The organism is Chloroflexota bacterium, assembly GCA_035652535.1.
In the GTDB taxonomy this organism is placed as follows: domain Bacteria; phylum Chloroflexota; class UBA6077; order UBA6077; family SHYK01; genus DASRDP01.
Map to the genome: position 1 here is coordinate 33,530 of DASRDP010000121.1, position 18,018 is coordinate 51,547.

At 67.5% G+C, this 18,018-nt stretch carries 14 protein-coding genes; 8 read left to right on the forward strand and 6 right to left on the reverse strand.

Annotated elements, in window-relative coordinates; all coding sequences use genetic code 11:
• Positions 1-5: 5 nt before the first annotated feature.
• Genes VFC51_15050 through VFC51_15060 form a run of 3 tightly spaced genes read left to right on the forward strand, consistent with a single transcriptional unit; the run spans position 6 to position 5,529 of the window.
• Positions 6-3,374: a glycosyltransferase gene (locus tag VFC51_15050; protein HZT08341.1), complete on the forward strand. Its 3,369-nt coding sequence runs from the start codon at positions 6-8 to the stop codon at positions 3,372-3,374.
• 17 nt (positions 3,375-3,391) lie between these two features.
• Positions 3,392-4,543, forward strand: a complete 1,152-nt coding sequence (locus VFC51_15055; protein ID HZT08342.1) for a hypothetical protein — start codon at positions 3,392-3,394, stop codon at positions 4,541-4,543.
• A complete protein-coding gene (locus VFC51_15060) occupies positions 4,540-5,529 on the forward strand; it encodes an aminoglycoside phosphotransferase family protein (protein ID HZT08343.1) in 990 nt (329 codons plus the stop codon). Before VFC51_15055 ends, VFC51_15060 begins: the two co-directional genes overlap by 4 nt.
• On the opposite strand, the gene VFC51_15065 is transcribed toward VFC51_15060, so the two are convergent.
• Both VFC51_15065 and opgC read right to left on the reverse strand, forming a co-directional pair.
• Entirely contained in the window at positions 5,526-6,542 is a 1,017-nt protein-coding gene (locus VFC51_15065) for an FkbM family methyltransferase (GenBank protein HZT08344.1), read from the reverse strand. The two genes, VFC51_15060 and VFC51_15065, sit on opposite strands and share 4 nt — an antisense overlap.
• Before the next feature lie 95 nt (positions 6,543-6,637).
• Positions 6,638-8,842, reverse strand: a complete 2,205-nt coding sequence (gene opgC / locus VFC51_15070; GenBank protein ID HZT08345.1) for an OpgC domain-containing protein — start codon at positions 8,840-8,842, stop codon at positions 6,638-6,640.
• Between the two features lie 151 nt (positions 8,843-8,993).
• On the opposite strand from opgC, the gene VFC51_15075 reads away from it, so the two are divergent.
• Positions 8,994-9,983, forward strand: coding sequence for a hypothetical protein (locus VFC51_15075; protein HZT08346.1), 990 nt, complete (start codon positions 8,994-8,996; stop codon positions 9,981-9,983).
• Between the two features lie 10 nt (positions 9,984-9,993).
• Complete coding sequence (locus tag VFC51_15080; protein ID HZT08347.1) at positions 9,994-10,512, forward strand: GNAT family N-acetyltransferase; 519 nt, start codon at positions 9,994-9,996, stop codon at positions 10,510-10,512.
• A gap of 12 nt (positions 10,513-10,524) precedes the next feature.
• Here the strand turns inward: VFC51_15080 and VFC51_15085 are convergent, their stop codons facing one another.
• Positions 10,525-11,514 (reverse strand): ornithine cyclodeaminase family protein, encoded by a 990-nt coding sequence (locus tag VFC51_15085; protein ID HZT08348.1) that lies wholly within the window; start codon positions 11,512-11,514, stop codon positions 10,525-10,527.
• A 64-nt stretch (positions 11,515-11,578) separates the two neighbouring features.
• Between VFC51_15085 and VFC51_15090 the strand changes: the two genes are divergently transcribed.
• On the forward strand, positions 11,579-12,028 hold the full coding sequence (locus tag VFC51_15090; protein HZT08349.1) for a DinB family protein: 450 nt from the start codon (positions 11,579-11,581) through the stop codon (positions 12,026-12,028).
• Positions 12,029-12,034: 6 nt separating this feature from the next.
• Here VFC51_15090 and VFC51_15095 read toward each other — a convergent pair whose 3' ends face one another.
• Positions 12,035-12,220 carry a hypothetical protein gene (locus VFC51_15095; GenBank protein HZT08350.1) on the reverse strand — a complete coding sequence of 62 codons (186 nt, stop codon included), beginning with the start codon at positions 12,218-12,220 and terminating at the stop codon, positions 12,035-12,037.
• A gap of 2 nt (positions 12,221-12,222) precedes the next feature.
• Positions 12,223-13,221, reverse strand: a complete 999-nt coding sequence (locus VFC51_15100) for an ABC transporter substrate-binding protein (GenBank protein ID HZT08351.1) — start codon at positions 13,219-13,221, stop codon at positions 12,223-12,225.
• 196 nt (positions 13,222-13,417) lie between these two features.
• On the opposite strand from VFC51_15100, the gene VFC51_15105 reads away from it, so the two are divergent.
• Complete coding sequence (locus tag VFC51_15105; GenBank protein HZT08352.1) at positions 13,418-14,929, forward strand: AMP-binding protein; 1,512 nt, start codon at positions 13,418-13,420, stop codon at positions 14,927-14,929.
• Between the two features lie 101 nt (positions 14,930-15,030).
• Here the strand turns inward: VFC51_15105 and VFC51_15110 are convergent, their stop codons facing one another.
• Positions 15,031-16,017: a hypothetical protein gene (locus VFC51_15110; protein ID HZT08353.1), complete on the reverse strand. Its 987-nt coding sequence runs from the start codon at positions 16,015-16,017 to the stop codon at positions 15,031-15,033.
• Between the two features lie 76 nt (positions 16,018-16,093).
• Here VFC51_15110 and VFC51_15115 point away from each other — a divergent pair, with 76 nt between their 5' ends.
• Positions 16,094-17,803, forward strand: a complete 1,710-nt coding sequence (locus VFC51_15115) for a hypothetical protein (protein HZT08354.1) — start codon at positions 16,094-16,096, stop codon at positions 17,801-17,803.
• Positions 17,804-18,018 lie beyond the last annotated feature (215 nt).

The following is an 18,018-nucleotide window of genomic DNA, read 5'->3' on the forward strand; positions in this document are numbered from 1 at the left end:
GAACGATGCAGATTCACCAATTCCATTCCGGTACCGCCGTTGGCGACGCCATCACCAACGAGATGCTCGCCATCCGCGCTGCGCTGGAACGGGCCGGCTACGAATCCCACATCTACGCAGAGCACATCGATCCCGCGTTGCGCGACCGCATCTCCACCATCGATGGGTACCAACCCAACCCGGACAACGTCCTCCTCGTTCATCATTCGATGGGATTCGATTGTTTCGACCGAATCGTTTCGCTTCCCGATCACAAGATTCTCGTCTACCACAACATCACTCCTGGAGCCTTTTTCGTCGGCAACCCGCACCTCGCCGCATACGCGGAACGAGGTCGCGAACAGTTGCGCGCGTACCGCGAGCACGCAGCGTTCGCCTTCGCGGACTCCGAGTTCAACGAGCGCGAGCTGCGCGACCTCGGCTTCGCCAAGACTGCCGTCCTGCCGGTGACATTTGGACTCGACGACCTATTGCGCGTTCCTCCGACGCAGGAGATCTTGAGCCGATCGTCTGGCCCGATGAACGTGCTGTTCGTTGGACGAATCGCTCCCAACAAGCGCCAGGACGACCTCGTGCGGATGCTCGCCCATTACCGGCGGCGCTTCGACCCCCGAGCGCGCCTCACCCTCGTCGGCGACTACGACCGGACCGATCCGTTCTACCGGGAGCTGCTGCGCGTGATCGCCGAGCACGATGTCGACGGGGATGTCATGCTGACGGGGAAAGTCAGCGACGCTGATCTCGTCGCCTACTACAGGTCCGCGTCCGTCTACGTCTCGATGAGCGAGCACGAAGGGTTCGGCGTGCCGTTGGTCGAGGCCATGACGTTCGACGTGCCCGTCGTCGCGTTCGACGCCGGGGCCGTCTCCTACACAATGGGCGGATCCGGACTCGTCTTCCGCCAGAAGCGGCTCCCGATGGTCGCGGCGCTCGTTCGTGAGGTGGTTCAGGACGTCGGACTGCGTCGAAAGGTCCTGGATGCTCAGCGAGCCCGAGTCGACGCCTTGCGGCCCGGCGGATTCTTGCAGCGTCTTCTCGCGATCGTTGGCGACGTGACAGGCCGCCAAGATGGCGCCTCATCCGGCGATTCGCTGCGCATTCAGATTCAGGGCCCGTTCGAGACCAGCTACAGCCTGGCCATCGTCAACAGGGCCCTCGCCCGCGGTCTCTCCCAGATCGCGGGGACGGACGTGACCCTCCATCCGACCGAGGGTCCCGGTGATTACACCCCGCGGGCCGAAGACCTGGTCGACAAGCCCGACCTCGAGGCGATGTGGCATCGCGACGCTACGCGCAGGCCGGCTGACGTCGTGATCCGCAACGTGTACCCACCGCGTGTCCGAGACCTCGATCCGCGTCAGACGAACCTCTTGAACTTTGCCTGGGAGGACTCGTTGATCCCGTCCGAGTGGGCCGACGACTTCAATCGCTTCCTGGACGGAGTTCTCACGCCATCCCACCACGTCCGATCGGTGCTTCGGAACTCGGGCGTGGCCATCCCCATCGAGGTCATCGGGAACGTCGTCGAGCGGCCGGCGAATTCCGACGAGGACGCGGCGCCCTTCACGACGGCCAAGGCGTTCAGGTTCCTCCACATCTCGTCCGGCTTTCCGAGAAAGGGATGCGACGTTCTCCTGCGCGCCTTCACGACGGAATTTTCGGCAAGCGATGACGTGGCGCTCATCGTCAAGACGTTCCCCAACATCCACAACGACGTCGGCGACCAGGTCACGGAGCTGCGGCGCACGGTGCCCAACTGTCCGGAGATTGTTCACATCGACGAAGACTTACCCCCATCGGCAATGGCTGCCCTGTACCGGAGCGCGTCGTGCCTGGTCCAACCTACGAGGGCCGAAGGCTTCGGACTGCCGGTCGCCGAGGCCATGCTCGCCCGGGTCCCCGTGATCACCACCGGCTACGGCGGGTCCACGGACTTCTGTCGCGACGACACCGCGATCCTCCTCGACTACCGGCTCGTCCCTTCGGAAAGCCATCTCGGCGTGGAGGGGGCCGAATGGGCGGAGCCCGACGAAGGGCAGCTCCGGCGCCACATGCGAAGGATGGTGGAGGATCGCTGCTCGCGCGCCGTACAGCGACGCGTGGACGCGGGATTCGAGACGATTCGACGGGACTACAGCCAGGACCGGGTCGCGGGGCGAGCGCTGGAGACGATCGCGCGCCTTCGGACGCCCCGGGCACGGCCCCTCCATATCGCCATGGTCTCCACGTGGAACACCCGGTGCGGCATCGCCGAGTACGCGCAGAACCTCGTCGCGGCGACGCCCCCGATGGACGCGCGCTGGACCGTCGTGGCCGCCGAGGGCGAGCCGCTCAGTCCGGATTCGCCCAATGTCGCGCGTTGCTGGCGCGACCGGTGGCACGGCGACCTGAGCCGCGCGATCGACGTCATCGAGCAGGCAGACGCGGACGTCGTCCATTTCCAATTCAATTTCGGCTTTTTCGAGCTGCACGACCTGGCGCGGGCGATCCGGCTCCTGAAACAAAGCCGACGCGCGGTGATCCTCACGTTGCACGCGACGTCCGACGCGACGATCGACGGACGAGTGGTCTCTCTTGGCGAGATCGCGCCGGCGCTTCGAGACGCAGATTGCATCTTCGTGCACACCCACGACGACCGGAGGCGCCTCGCCAGCCTGGGAGTTCGGGGAAACGTTGCCAGATCCCCACATCCCTACACTCCGTACCCCGACCGGGACCGATGCGATGTTCGGCGGAGCCTTGGGATCTCCCGTGCTCCCATCATCGCGATGTTTGGCTTCGCGCTTCCTCACAAGGGGCTGATGGAGACCATCGAGGCGCTCGCGCTGCTTCGCGAACGCTATCCCGATGTGCTGCTTCTCGCCCTAACCGCGCTCCATCCGGATGCGCGCTCCCGCGCATACCACGAAATCTGTCAGGAACGCGTACGGGCGCTGGGCTTGGACCGACACTGCGCCATCATTTCCGAGTACCTCGAGGCGCGGCAAATTCTTGCCGGCCTCCAGGCATCGGACGTCGTCGTGCTGCCCTACCACGAGAGCGCAGAATCGGCGAGCGGAGCTGTTCGTCTCCCGCTCGCCTCGAGCCGACCGGTGCTGACCACTCGGCAGCGAATCTTCGCCGACGTGGCGGACCTCGTGTATCAGATCGACGACGCGTCGCCGACGGGTATCGCAGACGGGATAGTGACCATTCTGGAAAACCCCGACCTCGGCGGCGAGATCGTAGAGCGCGCGAGCGAACGCGTCCGCCACGATTCCTGGCAGGCAGTCGCCGCCACGCAGCTCAAGATCGCGAATGGCATCTGCCGGAAACGCCCGGGGGACTCGCGGGATCGATCCGTCGATCGGCCTCAACACACGTTCGCCGCCTGATGCGCGAGGATTGGTGAGTGAAGAAGCTCCTTGTGAGCGGCATGCTCGCCGCGACGCCGCATCACGGCGGAGCGACCTGGGCCACGCTCCAGTACGTTCTCGGCCTGCGCCGCCTCGGCCACGACGTCTTTTTCATCGAGCCGGTCGCGGCAGCGTCGCTCGTGCCGACCGGCGCATCCCTCCTGGCTTCGGACAATGCCGCCTACTTTCTGGCGACGGTCCGGCGCTTTGGCCTGGACGGCTCGGCGGCGCTCCTCCTCGCTGGAACCAGGGAAACCGTTGGCGCAACGTTTGGCGACCTCCAGCGCGCTGCCGCCCGTTGCGACGCGCTCATCAACCTTTCCGGCGTGCTGGCCAGGCCGGAGATCACCAGCAGTATCCCCATTCGCGCGTACGTAGATCTCGACCCCGCCTTCAATCAGCTGTGGCATGCGGTCGAGGGGATCGACGTCGGGATGGCGGATCACACGCATTTCATCACGGTTGGACTGGGTCTCGGAGAGCCCGACTGCCCGGTCCCCACCTGCGGTGTGACCTGGATTCGCACGCTGCCGCCGGTCGTCCTCGATCGCTGGCCGGCTGTGGACCCGCCGGATGCCGGTCCGATAACGACGGTCGGCAACTGGCGCAGTTACGGCTCTATCGAAGTCGACGGCGTCCTGTTTGGACAGAAGGCGCACTCCACGAGGCAGCTCATGGATATCCCCACGCGCTCGCGCGAGCGATTCCTTCTCGCTCTCTCGATCCACGCGCATGAGCGCCGCGATCTGGACGCCCTCGCGCGGCACGGCTGGACGACCATCGACCCGACAAAGGTCGCCGCGTCGCCCGACGCGTACCAGCGCTTCATCCAGCGCTCGTACGCCGAGCTGGGAATCGCGAAGAGCGGGTACGTGCTGTCCCGCTGCGGCTGGTTTAGCGACCGGTCGGCCTGTTACCTCGCGACCAGTCGCCCGGTCGTCGCCCAGGAGACCGGCTTCAGCCGGCACGTGCCGACCGGAGAGGGGCTGCTCTCCTTCGCCTCCGTTGACGAGGCGATCAGCGCGCTGGAAGCGGTTCGCGCTGACTACCGACGACATGCGATCCGGGCCCGCGCCCTGGCGGAGGAGCTCTTCGGCTCTGATCTCGTCCTGTCCCGAATCCTCCGCGAGATCGGGGCGGCCTCGTGATCCGCTCGCAACCCGGCGGGATTGGCTTCGATCTCACGGATGCGATTCGGGACATCGTTGCCGCGAAGCTCGGCCCACGCCCCGCCGTCGTGGCCGTCGAGTCGCGCCCGTCGCCCAGTCGAAGCAGCGCGGCGCTGGACGAGGTCGAGGTCACCCGCGCCGACGGTTCGGTCATCCGCCTCGTGTGCAAGGACGCGGGACACGACGCGTACCCCGGCAGCGCGAGCGTGAAGCCGCGATTCGTGGTCGACCCCGTGCGCGAGATCGAGACCTATCGCGTCGCGCTGGACCCATACGGCGTCGGCCCCACCTGGTTCGGCGCGATCGTGGAGCCGCGATCCGCTCGATACGTGCTGGTACTCGAACTGGTGCAGGGGTCGCTGTTGTTTCAGATCGGCGGCCTGGAATCATGGCTTCACGCCGCCGGCTGGGCCGCGCGATTTCATGATCAGCTCGCCCCTGCCGCCCGAGCGATCGCGCCATCGGCCCACCTCCTCCGATACGAGGAGCGCTACTACCGTACCTGGAGCGATCGGGCGCGAGCCTTTGCCCGTGGGAGCGCCAGGCACGACCAGATTGACGCGGTCGTCGACGCGCACGACGCGGCGATTCCCCGCCTCCTGTCGCTTCCAGCAACCGTGATCCACGGGGAGTTCTTCGCGGCGAACATTCTCATTCGCGACGATGCGTCCCAATCGGTCTGTCCCATCGATTGGGAGATGGCGGCCATCGCGCCCGGACTCATCGACCTCGCCGCGCTCGCGGCTGGAGGATGGAGCGAGTCGGAGCGGTCGGCCATCATCGACGCGTATCGCGGCGCATCCAACACCTACGGCCGATGCGCGGACCCGGCGTTCGCGGACGCCCTCGATGCATGCCGCCTCCATCTCGCGGTGCGGTGGCTCGGGTGGTCGCCGAGCTGGGTTCCGCCCGCCCACCACGCCCACGATTGGCTCGCGGAAGCCCAGCGCGTCGTGAAAAATTAGATCCCCGCCGTCGTCTCCTGGGGTTGCGCCAGGATATCCAGATGGTCGCTGGCGCGCGCATCGTACACCGACATGATGCCCGGGATGTCCCGGTCAAAATCTCCGACACTGCCTTCCGGCTCAATGACGCCAAGTCGGTAGCGAAGACGCGTGAGCCAACGAAGATACTCCTCTCCCTGGATGTGCGAGATGCCGGGCATGGAGCCGGGGCTGAATTCGGTCACGATCACCGGACGGTCCGACTCGATAACGCTTTGGCAGCCCAAAAGCGCGTTGTATTCCGCCCCTTCGACGTCGATCTTGATGAACCGTATGGGACGTTTTTCAGCGGTCAAGGCGTCAAGCCGCAAACAGGGCACGGTCTCCATCGCCATGAAGGCGTCTGTGAATTCCGGCGGAAGATCCGAGGTCGTTCCGTTCGAATAAGACGAGTTCAGAATTAGCAGGCCCGTCGCGCGGCCGGCCGCTGCCTGCACGGCGGTGACGTTATCGAAGCCGTTCACCCGGCGGCTCGCCTCGAGCAGCTTGACGTTTTGGGGATTCGGCTCGACGGCCAGGACGTGGCCAGTGGGTCCAACGATCGATGCGGAAAGCATGGTGTAGTAGCCGATGTTCGCGCCGACGTCGACGACGTTCATCCCGGGCTTGACGAACCGGCGGAACACGCTCGTGACGCCGGGCTCGTAGCTGCCCTTGCGCAGCTGCGCGCTGACGGCAAGGTCGTCCGCGGCGGTCAAGATCTTGAATCCTTCGATCTCGGTTACTGCGATCCCCTGCGGCGGTTCGCGCCGGAGGAGGCCGCGCTGCTGGAATTCGAGCGAGAGCAGATAGGCGCTCACGACCCCTTCGAGCTCGGCGCCCTCATACCCTGAGTGGCCCCTCCACTCTTCGCGGTGGGGGCTCCGCCCGAGGAGAAGGCGAAAGCAGTAGAAGATGTCGTCGAGGGTTGCGTGGGGATCGTACGGGATCGACCATGGCTCCCGCCCGGATTCGACATCGGGATTCGTCGCCATGATCGTCGCCTCGCGTCATTCGCCGCCGAACTCGGCGCCTCATGTCATCGTAGCAGCGAAGAGGGTATCGCGAACAGCGGACAGCGCAGTGAGGATCAGAGCCGACGCTCGGGGTTCAGCGCCTGGTCGTAAAACCGCAGGTAGTCAGGGATGTGGGCTGCCCAGTAGTCGCCGTCGTGGTCGCCCGGAAATTCCTGGAAGACGGTGGCGATGCCACGCCGATCGAGCGTCGTGTGAAGCTGCTCGACCCGCTCGAGCCAGTCGTCCTCGTCCCCAACGTCGATCCAGATCTGCAGCTGGTCGATGTCGGGGGCGCTACGAGCAAGAGAGATCGGGTCGCGCGTCTGAAAATCCGCCCCCTCGCCCAGAAACGGCCGCGAGCCGTCGTCCCGCGGCAGGGATGGGCTATGGGCGCCGACCACGCCGAAGATCTGCGGATTGTGGAACGCCTGAGTCAGCGCGCCAGCGCCGCCCATGGATAACCCGCCGATGGCCCGGTGGGCTTGGCCCGGCAGCACGCGGTACGTCGCGTTGATGTGGCGCACCAGATCGTGGGCGATGTAGTCGCCGTACTTGGGGCCATCGTCCGCCAGGTTCACCCAGTAGCTGTAGTCCCCCTGGGGCAACACGATGATGAGGGGCATGATGACCTTCGCAGCGATCATCCGGTCGGCGACGTCGATCAGCCCGTATGCGGCCCACTCCTCGTTGGAGCCGCTATATCCGTGGAGCATGTACAGCACCGGGTACCGCCTCCCCTCCGTCTCGTAGTCCGGCGGAAGGTAGATGAGGTAGGGCATCTCCTTGCTCAAGGACGGGCTGTAGAACTCCATGTTCCGAAACAGCCCGCGAATCTGGCCGACGTACGGGCTGGCCGGCGGCTCGCTGGATGGGAGATGTTGGGCAAGCGGCTGCCGCAGGCTCGGGCGCGGGAGCGCCACCGGCGTATCGGCACCTCGAGGCGGCCGGCCGGGGACCGGAGTCCCGAAGGCGCGCGCCACGCGAGAGGCGTAGGGGTCCGGCTCCACGGTTGCCGATGCCAGGCCAGGCACCGTCGGGGAGGGATCCAGCGGCAGCAGAACCAGACACGCAATCGTGGCGGCCGCCGGCCAGGCGTACCGGGCCCAGCCCCGATTCGGGCTCACGAAGAGGACGCGCAGGCGAATCAGCAACCAGATGATCAAGAGCGAGACGATCTGGATCACCCCGTTGAACGGGCCGACGAGCCGATCGGGCAGGGTGAGGGAATCGACGAGCAGCGCCACAGGAATCGCCAGGACGACGTGCGCCGCGTACGCGTAGAGCGCGCTCTGCCCGAGGGGGATGAGAAACCACCCAAGCCCGCGCCGGATCGGCACCCACAGCTCCGTGACCAGCAAGTAGAAGAACCCGAATACCACAACGGACGCGACGATCCGTCCCGGCCGCACGTCTCCTTTTGCGAAGAGCATCTCCAACAGGAACACCTGAACCGTGCGGACGCGATCCGGGTCCGTGGGCCAGAGCCATGCGAGATTTCCGGTCAGGTCATAGATGGCGATGAGGAGGGCGAAGAGGCCGCCTGAAACGAGCAGCGCGGCGCGTCGGGGGAACGCCGCGAGGCGGCGCGTCAGCGTCCCATGGTGCCAGCCGAGCACCATGCCGGTGATGAAGAACACCTGCCAGGCCGACAGGTAGAAGAGATTGTTGCCCGCGATCTGCCAGGGGAATTCCGCCTGGTCCGGGAAGAACTGGTAGGCGGCCCACACCAGCCACGAGAGCGCGAGGACCACAGCCGTTCGACCCTGAGACAGCATGGCGAGAGCCAGAGGCGAGAGCAGGATCACGATGGTGTACAGGAGCGGGATGTCAACCAGGTAGTAGGTGCGGTGCAGGGTGAGGATTGAGACGACGAAACCGACCGGGTCCTCGAAGCTCACGCCCTGAGCCCAGTGCAGGTCGAGCTGCTCAGAGAGCGGGATGAAGAGCAGCGAGAGGGTGACCGTCAGGAGATACAGCGTAGCCGAGCGCTCGATCGCCCGCCGAAGCGATGCGCCCAGCCCATCCCGCTCGACGAGCCGTCGATAGACGAGACCCATCACGAGACCGGAGATGAAGATGAACGCCTCGGCGGCCGAGGTGTAGAAGCGATTGCCGCCGGTGAGCCCGTAGAGGACAGAGGGCCCGGCGAGATGGTCCACGACCATCGCGAAGACACAATAGCCGCGAAGGAGATCGATCCGGACATCCCGTCCCGCTTCGGTGGGCACATAGGGGCCCCAGCGTGTCGAGTCGTGGGACGCGGGCGGAGCGCGGTTCATGGCGGGAGGAGCCTCGCGGTCATGTAGGTCCGGACCGGTCCGCGGCAGCGCTGTGTGGGACCCATGCTCGAATTTGTACCACAGCGTCCCGGCCGCTTCTTACGATTCTCTTATGTTAGACTGATGACCCCAGGAGGTCACCAAACTGTCATTGCAGCGCAGCGACGAAGTCAACCGCGCCCGCCGTCGGCCACTCGCGCGCCTCGGCCCCTGGACCCTGGGATTCTTGCTCTTCGCCTGCGCCGCCGGCCTCGCTCGCCTGGCCACGCACGGCGCGGCCGCCCAGGAGCTGCCGGCGGCGCCTATCGACCCCATGAGGGCCGACTCGGCGGCGCAGGCTGGCGCCGATCAAACGGCAATCGATGTGGGCGGCACGTCAGCCGATCTGCAGGTGGAGGAGTTCGCGATCCACGTTCCGCCACTCCGTAGTCGGCCGTTGACGCCCCTCGTGGTCCTCCACGGGATGGGCGGCACGGGCAGCGACGAGGCGGACGCCCTGCGCCAGCAAGCCGACGAATTCGGGTGGGCCGTCCTAGCGCCGACCTTCGGGTACGGCGATTGGCGGGACCCGGCAGAGCTGCGGATCGAGGACCCGGCCAACGCGACGCGCATCGCGACCATGCTCGACCGGCTCCCGGACCTGATCGGCCACAACACTCGGCGACATGCCCTGGTCTACGGATTCTCTCGCGGAGCGCAGACCGCCCATCGGTTCGCGCTGGCCTTCCCTCGGCGGGTCGAGGCCGTGGCGATGATGTCGTCCGGCACCTACACGCTCCCAGTCTCGTCGACCGATGGGACGATGGCGCTGCCGTTCCCGTTCGGGGTGAGTGATTTTCCCGACCTCTTCGGGTGGTCGTTCGACGCGGATGACTTCTCTTCGATCCCCTTCTGGATTGGCGTCGGCTCGCAGGACGTCGATCCATCCGACGTGCCGCACCAGTGGGACCCGTACCTGGGCGATGAGCGCGTCGAGCGGGCCCAGTCGTACGCGCGCTGGCTGCGCCGCGCGGGCGTCCAGGCCCAGGTTCAGGTGTTCCCCGGGACCGGGCACGGCGAGACCGCCGAGACCCGAAGCGCGGCCGTTCGCTTCCTCGCACGCGTCGACGAGGCGGACGGCACCGGCAACCCGTCCTCCTGACGAACGTCCGGTGACCGAGCACGCGGCGGCTTCCCCGGCCGACGACCACGCCGTCCGCGTCCGTCAGATGGGTGCAGGGGACGTCCCCGCCTTTCTCGAGCTGATCCAAGCGCTCGCCGACTACGAGCGCCTTCCCGGGCCTGACCCTGCGGCGCGAGCGCGCCTGGCGCTGGATGCCGTGGCCGAGCCGCCGCCGTTTTTCGTTCTGCTGGCCGAGCGCGGCGGGCGCGCAATCGGGTACGCGCTGTATTTCATGACGTACAGCACGTTTTTGGCGCGGCCGTCCCTGTACCTCGAGGACATCTTCGTGCTGGAGCGCGAGCGCCGCCACGGCGTCGGTCATGCGCTGATGCGCGCCCTGGCGCGCGAGGCGGTCGCGCGGGGCTGCGGCCGGATGGAGTGGCAGGTGCTGAAGTGGAACGCCCCCGCTATCGAGTTCTATCGCGGGCTGGGCGCCGCGCCGCTCGACGATTGGGTGGGTTACCGCCTGACCGCCGAGCAGATCCAGCGCATCGCGGAGGAGCCGTAAGAGCCCAGCCGTCTACGTCGGCAGCTCGGTCCCGAGGCCGAGCTGCCGCGCGCGCTCGTACACGTACTTCGCCGCCGCCACGTCGTGGACACCCGACCCGGCATTGAGGCACACGATGATCTCGTCGTCCGAGCGCCGGCCCGGATCGCGGCCGGCCACCACGTCGGTAATCTCCACCATGCCGCCGTCGGGCGGTAGCTCCCCCGACTGGATCAGGTCATACACGGCCTGCATCGGCGGCACGTGGGCCATCACCTCTTCGGCGGATGTCGTGACGATTCGGCTCGCGCGGCGGATGCTGGCGACGTCGAACTCTTCGGGCGTATTGGAGATAACCGTGCACCCGGGGCTGATGGCCTCGCCGTTGATGACGGGCGTGCGAGTGGCTGTCGCCATGACCACGACGTCGGCGCCGTGTACGGCCTCGTCGCTGGATCGGCAGTCGATGGTCTTCACGCCGAGCCGCGATCCGATGAAGGCGCAGAACTCCTCTCGATGGGCAGGGTCTCGGCTGAAGACCTGGACCGTGTCGATGGGCCGCTGAGACCACGCGGCCTCGGCCGCCCAGCGGGCGATGCGCCCCGTTCCGATGACGCCCAGCACACGCGCGTCGGCCTTGGCCAGATACTTCGTGAAGGGCCCGTCGGGCGCCGCGCTCCGAACGCCGTGCACCAGTTCGTCGGAGATGATGCACCGCAGCGCCATCGTCTCGTAGTCCCAGTACACGAGGAGCACGCCACCCCCGTGCCCGCGCGCCGTCGCCCCCAGCCGACAGGCCGTCCCCATCCCCGGGATGATGGCGGGCAGGATCCGCAGGTCGCGCTCCCAGGGACGGCCGGTCCCGCGCCCGTCCCGCAGCGGCGGGTGGACCAGACGGACGCGATACTGGGTCGTGGCGACGCCCTCGCCGATGATGCGATACGCCTGCTCGAAGCTCGGAACCACCTCCTTCATGCGGAGGTCCATGTCTCCGGTGTCCTGATGGGAGAGGTACAGGACCATGTTCTGCTCCTCGGGCGTCCCGGTTATGATTGGCGCGTCAGCAATTGATTCGGAGGTGCCGAACGTGGAGGTTCGCCTCGATACGCTCGGTCGATGGTTTCACGAGATTCACGAACGGTACAGGCAGGTCGTGGTCGACCTCGCGCCGGAAGCCCTGAGCTGGACCCCTGGGCCCGAAACCAACAGCATCGCGGTGCTCGTACGCCACACGGTCGCTTCGGAAAAGGGAATGCTCTTCGGCCTCGCAGGCCATCCAGTCGACCGGAATCTCCCAGCCGACTTCGTTTCGCGCCCGACGACCGCGAGCGAATTACTGCGGCTGCTCGACGAGGCGGATGACCGCGTCGACGAGATGTTCGCCCTGATCTCCGAGGATGCGCTCACGGCGTCGTACTCGCGCCCCCACGACCAGGTCTTGACCGGAGTGGAGTGGGCCGTCAACACGTACGGCCACGCGAAAGAGCACATCGCCCACGCCGAGCTGACGGCCCAGCTCCTTCGATTCACGAGGTAAGCCGCCTCACGACCGGTCCCACTCGAAGATGTTGCGGGTCGTATCGGTGCCGACGTGTTTGGGGCCTGTCACGCCCTTGACCATGAGGGTGGGCACCACCTCCCAGTACAGCGGCATAAGGACGACGTTGCCCATCAGCTCGCGCAACATGTCGCGGATGATGGCCGTGCGCTCGCCGTCGTCGATCGTCACGTTCAGGCGTTCGAAGAGATCGTCGGCAACGGGACTGTTGTAGCCACCGCGGTTGAAGCCGCTCCATCGGTTGGCCGCGCTCGGGATCGCGCCCGAATACATACGGTCACCTGATTGCCCGTCCCTTCCCACCGGCGCTTCAGATCGAGTGCCGCGTCGAGATCTACGGTGACGGGCAGCACCACGTCCAGCTCGCCCGCCAGGATACCGGCGACCAGCGCGTTGGGATCGCCCACGAATCGAACGACGATCCGGTCCAGTGGCGGCCGGCCGCGATAGTAGTCGTCGAAGCGCGCGAGATCCAGATGCGACCCCAGCTCCCAGGATTCCAGCTTGTATGGCCCCAGGCCGATGAACTCGGTCGTGAACCACGGGCTGTTGGTGAAGGCTTCTTTGTCCCGCTCATAGAGATCCCCGAGGATGTGGCGCGGACGCACGACGCCGATGTTTCCCTGGGGCGCGTCGACGTACGTGCCCGACCGGTGGATCACGAAGTTCAGGGGATCGGGCGCGCTGGCCGACTGCATGAAGCGGCGCTGGCTGCCGGTCGTCGGGAGGTCGGGGTCCATAAAGATCTGGAACGAGAAGAGGAGATCGTCGGATGTGAAGGGCGCGCCGTCGTGCCAACGGACGTTCCGGTGCAGCCGCCAGGTCGTGTCCATCGTCCCGTCGGCATTGACCGTCCAGGTCCCCTCAGCGATCGATGGCAGGGCCAGGGCGAGCTGTGGCTCCCATCGATCGAGATCCTTCTCGACGGCGAGCCGGTCGTGCACCATGATTTTGATACTGCCGGCCCCGCCTGCCGTCGTGCCCGTGGCCTGGCCGAACAGGACGCCGAGGTCGGTGGGCTCGCGCTGGATCCCGACAACGAGCGTCTTTGCGGGCGGGGCCGCCTGCCCGCCCGTCGCAGGACCTGGCGCTGGCGCGGACCCGCTGGCACCGCAGGCAGAGAGGACGAGGGCGAGGCCGACAAGAGCCGGGCGGCTCGCCCAGCTCGGCACGCAAGTCAAGGGCGATGGTCTCTCGCGAAATGGCTCGCGCGACGTCGCAGCATTTCGTGCGCTCCAACTGGACTGGGTGACAGGCATGGTGCAGGGCTAGTTATAACCCCGCCGCGCCGGCGCGGCGGAGCATTGAAGGCGATCCGGTAGGATTGAGCTGCGTTTCCGCATACTCGTGTCCTGCCGGGGGTGCGTTGTGTCCGAAAACCTTTTCGACCGCCTTCGGGCGGGCTTCCCCAGAGATCCAGGCAAACCCGCGCTCGTTTTCCCTGAAGGTGGCGCGCAAAGCTATGCCGAGCTTTTGGCGCGATCGGGTCAAATGGCGCGCGCGTTGACCGACGCTGGGCTGTCGGCAGGCGACCGCGTCGCCGTCCAGGTCGAGAAATGCCCGGACTTCCTCGCCCTCTATCTCGGGTGCTTGCGCGCTGGGACTCCGCTCGTTCCGATCAACCCAAGCTGCACGGTCGCCGAGGTGGCGTACTACGTGCGCGACTCGGGGACCGCGCTCCTGCTCGGAGCGCCCGAGCGAATTGCCGCGCTTGAAGCCGCTAGTCGCGAGGCGGGCGCCAGGCGCGTTGAGACCCTGGACGTCGACGGGACATCGGGGACATTTCAGCAGCGCGCGGCCGCAGCCCCACCGGACTTCGAGTCCGTCGCTGTCTCGGGTGCGGACCCCCTCGCCGCGATTCTCTACACGTCCGGCACGACGGGAGCGCCCAAGGGAGCCATGCTCACGCACGCGAACCTGATCGCCAACACCGAGGCCCTGCACGAGGCGTGGGGTTGGCGGGCAGACGACGTGCTCCTCCACGCGCTCCCGCTTTTTCACGTCCATGGGCTGTTCGTGGCCGCCACCGCGGCGCTGGGGGCAGGCGCGACCATGCTATTCCTCCCGAGGTTCGACCCATCCCAGGTGATCGAGCTTCTTCCGCGGGCAACCCTCTTCATGGGTGTGCCCACCATGTACCACCGGCTCGCTGCCGACGCGGATCTCACTCCCGCGGTATGCGAGTCCGTACGCCTGTTCGTGTCCGGGTCGGCGCCGCTCAGCGTCGCCGACTTCAACGCGTTCCGGCAGCGAACGGGCCACACCATCCTCGAGCGGTATGGATTGACGGAGACAGGCATGAACATCTCCAATCCCCTCCAGGGCGAGCGCAAGCCCGGCAAGATCGGAGTGCCGCTGCCGGGCGTTCGCGTTCGGCTCGTCGACGCGGAAAAAGGGACGGATGTCGCACAGGGGGATGTCGGCGAGATCTGGGTGCGGGGTCCCAATGTGTTCGCCGGTTACTACCACGCGCCCGAGAAGACCGCCGAGACCTTCGTGGACGGCTGGTTCCGTACCGGCGACCTGGGTCGACAGGACGCGGATGGCTACTACGAAATCGTGGGCCGCGCCAAAGACCTGATCATCAGCGGGGGGCTGAACGTCTATCCCGCGGAGGTAGAGAACGCCCTGGGCGCGATCCGTGGCGTGGAGGACTGCGCCGTGATCGGGCTGCCGGACCCGGATTGGGGCGAGCGAGTGACGGCGGTCATCATCCGAGCGTCTGGCGCCGAGCTGTCGGCGGACCAGGTCATGGCGGAGGCGCGGACCCGCCTCGCGCCATACAAGTGCCCGCGTCGAGTGGAGTTTGCCGAGACGCTGCCCCGAAACGCGATGGGGAAGGTGGAGAAGGCGCGCCTCAGAACCATCTATAGCAGCTGATCGGCGCGCGCCGTTACAGCCGTGCGACAGCTCCCCCCGCACTCTTGTGCCGATCAGGCTGACCGTGTTACATGAATACCGTTGGTGTTCGGTCACGGACGCTACCCCCGGACGGGGCTTTGGCAGAGGTTCCATCCGGATGAAGGCAGCAGCGATCGCCCAGCGAGAGGCTGGGGGGTAAAGCTGCTGCGTTTTTGTTTCTGCCGAATCCCATTTGGAATCGAGCTGTTGTCGAGTCGAATCCTCCATCTCCCTGAGCACACGCTTCTGGTCTCAGCCCTGCTGGCCTTGATCGGTATGGCGATCCCGTCCGTGGCATCTGCGGCGGGAACGTCAGGGTCCGGGACGGGAGGCGCCCTCAGCACCGCTACCCGCGCAGTAACCGGCGCCGCGAGCGGTGCAAGCCAGTCAGCAGGCGGTGTGACGAGCGCCACGAGCAGCGTCGCGAGCACCGCGAGCCACATCGCGAGTGGCGCATCGAACGGGGGCTCCCAGGCCGGGAGCGCAGCCAATGCAGCCAGCCACGCGGCAACGGGAGCAGGCCCGACCGGCGCGCCGCCGAAGGCCCCGCAACCCGGACCTCGCGGGGGCGCGGCGAACGCGACCGAGTTGCTCGCGAATAGCGCGGGCCGACTGGTGCAGAGCGCCACCGCTCGCGTGTCGAGCCCGTCGGTCGCGCCGGGGCCCGGCGCCGGCGCCACGACACCGCTCCACCAGTCGTCGTCGACGGGCGGCGAAAGGGCGGCCGGCTCATCCGGCCCATCCGCCGTTCCGGGACCCAGCGCGGGCGCGACAACCCCACTCCACGGGCAATCGGATCCGTCGGCCGGCGCAGCGACCAATGTGGCAAGCGTGACCCGTCCGGTCTCGTCCGTGGTCAACACCGTAACCGGCGCCAGCCCAATCAGCGCGGCCTCCATGGGAGGCACCGCCCGCGACCTGACGGCGCGGGGCGCATCCAGGCCGTCCAGCCCAGCGAGCGCCGCAATTGGATCGGCGACGAGCGCCGCGCCGCCCGTAGTCAACTCGGTCGTCCGATCCCCTCGCACCGGCACGGCCTCCGCCGGATCGTCCGAGCGAAGCTCCATTCCGACGACCGCGTTCGGGCGTGCGGGCGCATCCCTGGCGGCGCCGTCCACGACGGCGGGCGCGATTCCGCAACGATTGCCGGCCGTTGGCTCGGCAACCCACGGCCTGGCGCCCGGGACAACCCGCGGTGCGCTGTCCGCTGCGGCGGGTGCCCTCGAATCGCCAGTCGTCGGGACGACGTCGGCGCTTCGGCAGCCGCTGGAGAGCGCGCCCGCTCTGATCCAGGCGCCATCACAGCGCACCACGAGGCTGGCTCGGCAAGGGACCGGGCTCGCGGCCATCACATCCGGACCAACTGGACCGACCCAGCCCGCCACCTCACCCCTCGCTCCGGCGGCCCTGACCCAGACGGGCAGCTCCCTGCTCCAGGCCACCATCCGCGGTGCTGCGGGGACCATCGACAGCCTCTCGGGACCCGTGGCCCACCCGCTTCCGACCATCCTTGCCCCAACGACTTCGTTGACCGAGGAGCTGGCGCCGACCGTCACGCCGGTGGCGACCACCCTCCAGCCGACCGTGCGTCTCGCGGGAGGCGCCGTCGCGAACCTGGCGGCGCCCGTTACCCAGCCGCTGGCGGCGACGGTCGCGCCGGTGGCGACCACCCTCGAGCCGACCCTGAACATCATCGGCGGGAGCATCGAGTCCGCTATCGCGCCCACTGCGCAGCCCGTCGTGACAGCGGTCGCTCCCGTCATCGCGCTCGTCCAGCCAACCTCCAGCTTTGCTACCGGCACGCTTGAGCGCCTCGCGGCGCCGCTGACGGAGCCCTTCGCGGCCGCAACCGGCCCGATCGGTGCCGCGATCCAGCCCGCCAAATCGGGGCTCGCTCCGGTCTCGGACTTGACCGAGCCGCGTGCGACAGCCACCGGCCCGGTGAATTCCGTGGTAGGAACCGCATTGAGCCTCCTGGGCGACCGCGTCGGGGCGGTCACTGAGCCGATGAGGAAGCCCTTCACGTCAGCCCTTGCCCCCGTGGCCGAACTGGCCCAGCAGTCCGATGCGCTGGGCCAGCAAGGCATCACGGCCGTCGACGGCGTGGCCGGTGCAGTCCAGGACGTTCTCGTCGGGCTCGAGGGGGGAGTCGAAACCGAGAGCGTGTCGTTCGGTGGTCGACCTCGCGTCCGCCCGTCCGGCGTGTCACCGGACGCGCCATCAGCACGGGTGGGAGGAGGAGCCTCAGCTCTGCCGCAGCCCTTCTCAGCGCAGGACGCGGTCATCGGCTCCTTCCCGGCGTCGTCAGTTCGCAACCCGGACCAGTCGCATGACGGGACAGGCGACGAGGACGGGCCCGGCGCTGGCCCAGCCGCGCGAAATGGTGTCCTCGCGTCCGCGCCGGCGGCGAACCCCGCGACGATCCTTCGGCTCCCAATGGGCGGCGGCGGATCCTCGCCCGAGCGCGGACCCGGCCAGGCTATTGGTGCGCCGCAATCGGCCCACGTCGCCGCCTTCGGCGCATCCACGCGCCGGTCAGAGGCCGACGCAAAGGCCAGGCCATCTTCCCTTTCCGCGCCGAAGATCGCGGCTCGCGCGGTCCGCGGCGCGGTCGTGGCGCCGCTCAGCCCCTTCTCCCCGCTCCGAAGTCCGGTTCCGCAGCCGCCCCTGGGATCAGTCACGCCTTTCGGCCTGCTCGCCAACGGCGACGCCAGCGGTGGCGCCAGCGCGGGGGGAGCGGTTGCCATCCTTCTCACTTCAATCCTGATCCTCCTCCGGCCGCTTGGCCGTGTTGCCGCCCGGACCGAGCGGCTCCCGAGCTGGGCGTTCGCCCCAGCTGCACCCCCAGGCTAGGCGCCCCACCCGCCCTCGCGCGACTCATCGTCGTTCGGGACGCGACCGGCGCCAAGCGCATCTGCTGCTGCCAGCGCAGGCGCCAGCCGTGGGCCCATTCAACGAGCCTGTCGTCGCGAGATCGAGGCGGGTGGCGGCGCCCACTTCGGGTCTCGACCCTGCCAGGTCGCCCGGTGCACGGCGCCCCACCCGTCCTCAACGGGACTCCGCCGGAT

Bases quoted from the DNA above. Each gene is read 5' to 3' on its own strand.
- VFC51_15050 (HZT08341.1), top strand. From the start codon at position 6: ATGCAGATTCACCAATTCCATTCCGGTACCGCCGTTGGCGACGCCATC.
- VFC51_15065 (HZT08344.1), bottom strand. From the start codon at position 6,542: ATGGCGACGAATCCCGATGTCGAATCCGGGCGGGAGCCATGGTCGATC.
- opgC (HZT08345.1), bottom strand. From the start codon at position 8,842: ATGAACCGCGCTCCGCCCGCGTCCCACGACTCGACACGCTGGGGCCCC.
- VFC51_15085 (HZT08348.1), bottom strand. From the start codon at position 11,514: ATGGTCCTGTACCTCTCCCATCAGGACACCGGAGACATGGACCTCCGC.
- VFC51_15110 (HZT08353.1), bottom strand. From the start codon at position 16,017: ATGGAGCTTCGCTCGGACGATCCGGCGGAGGCCGTGCCGGTGCGAGGG.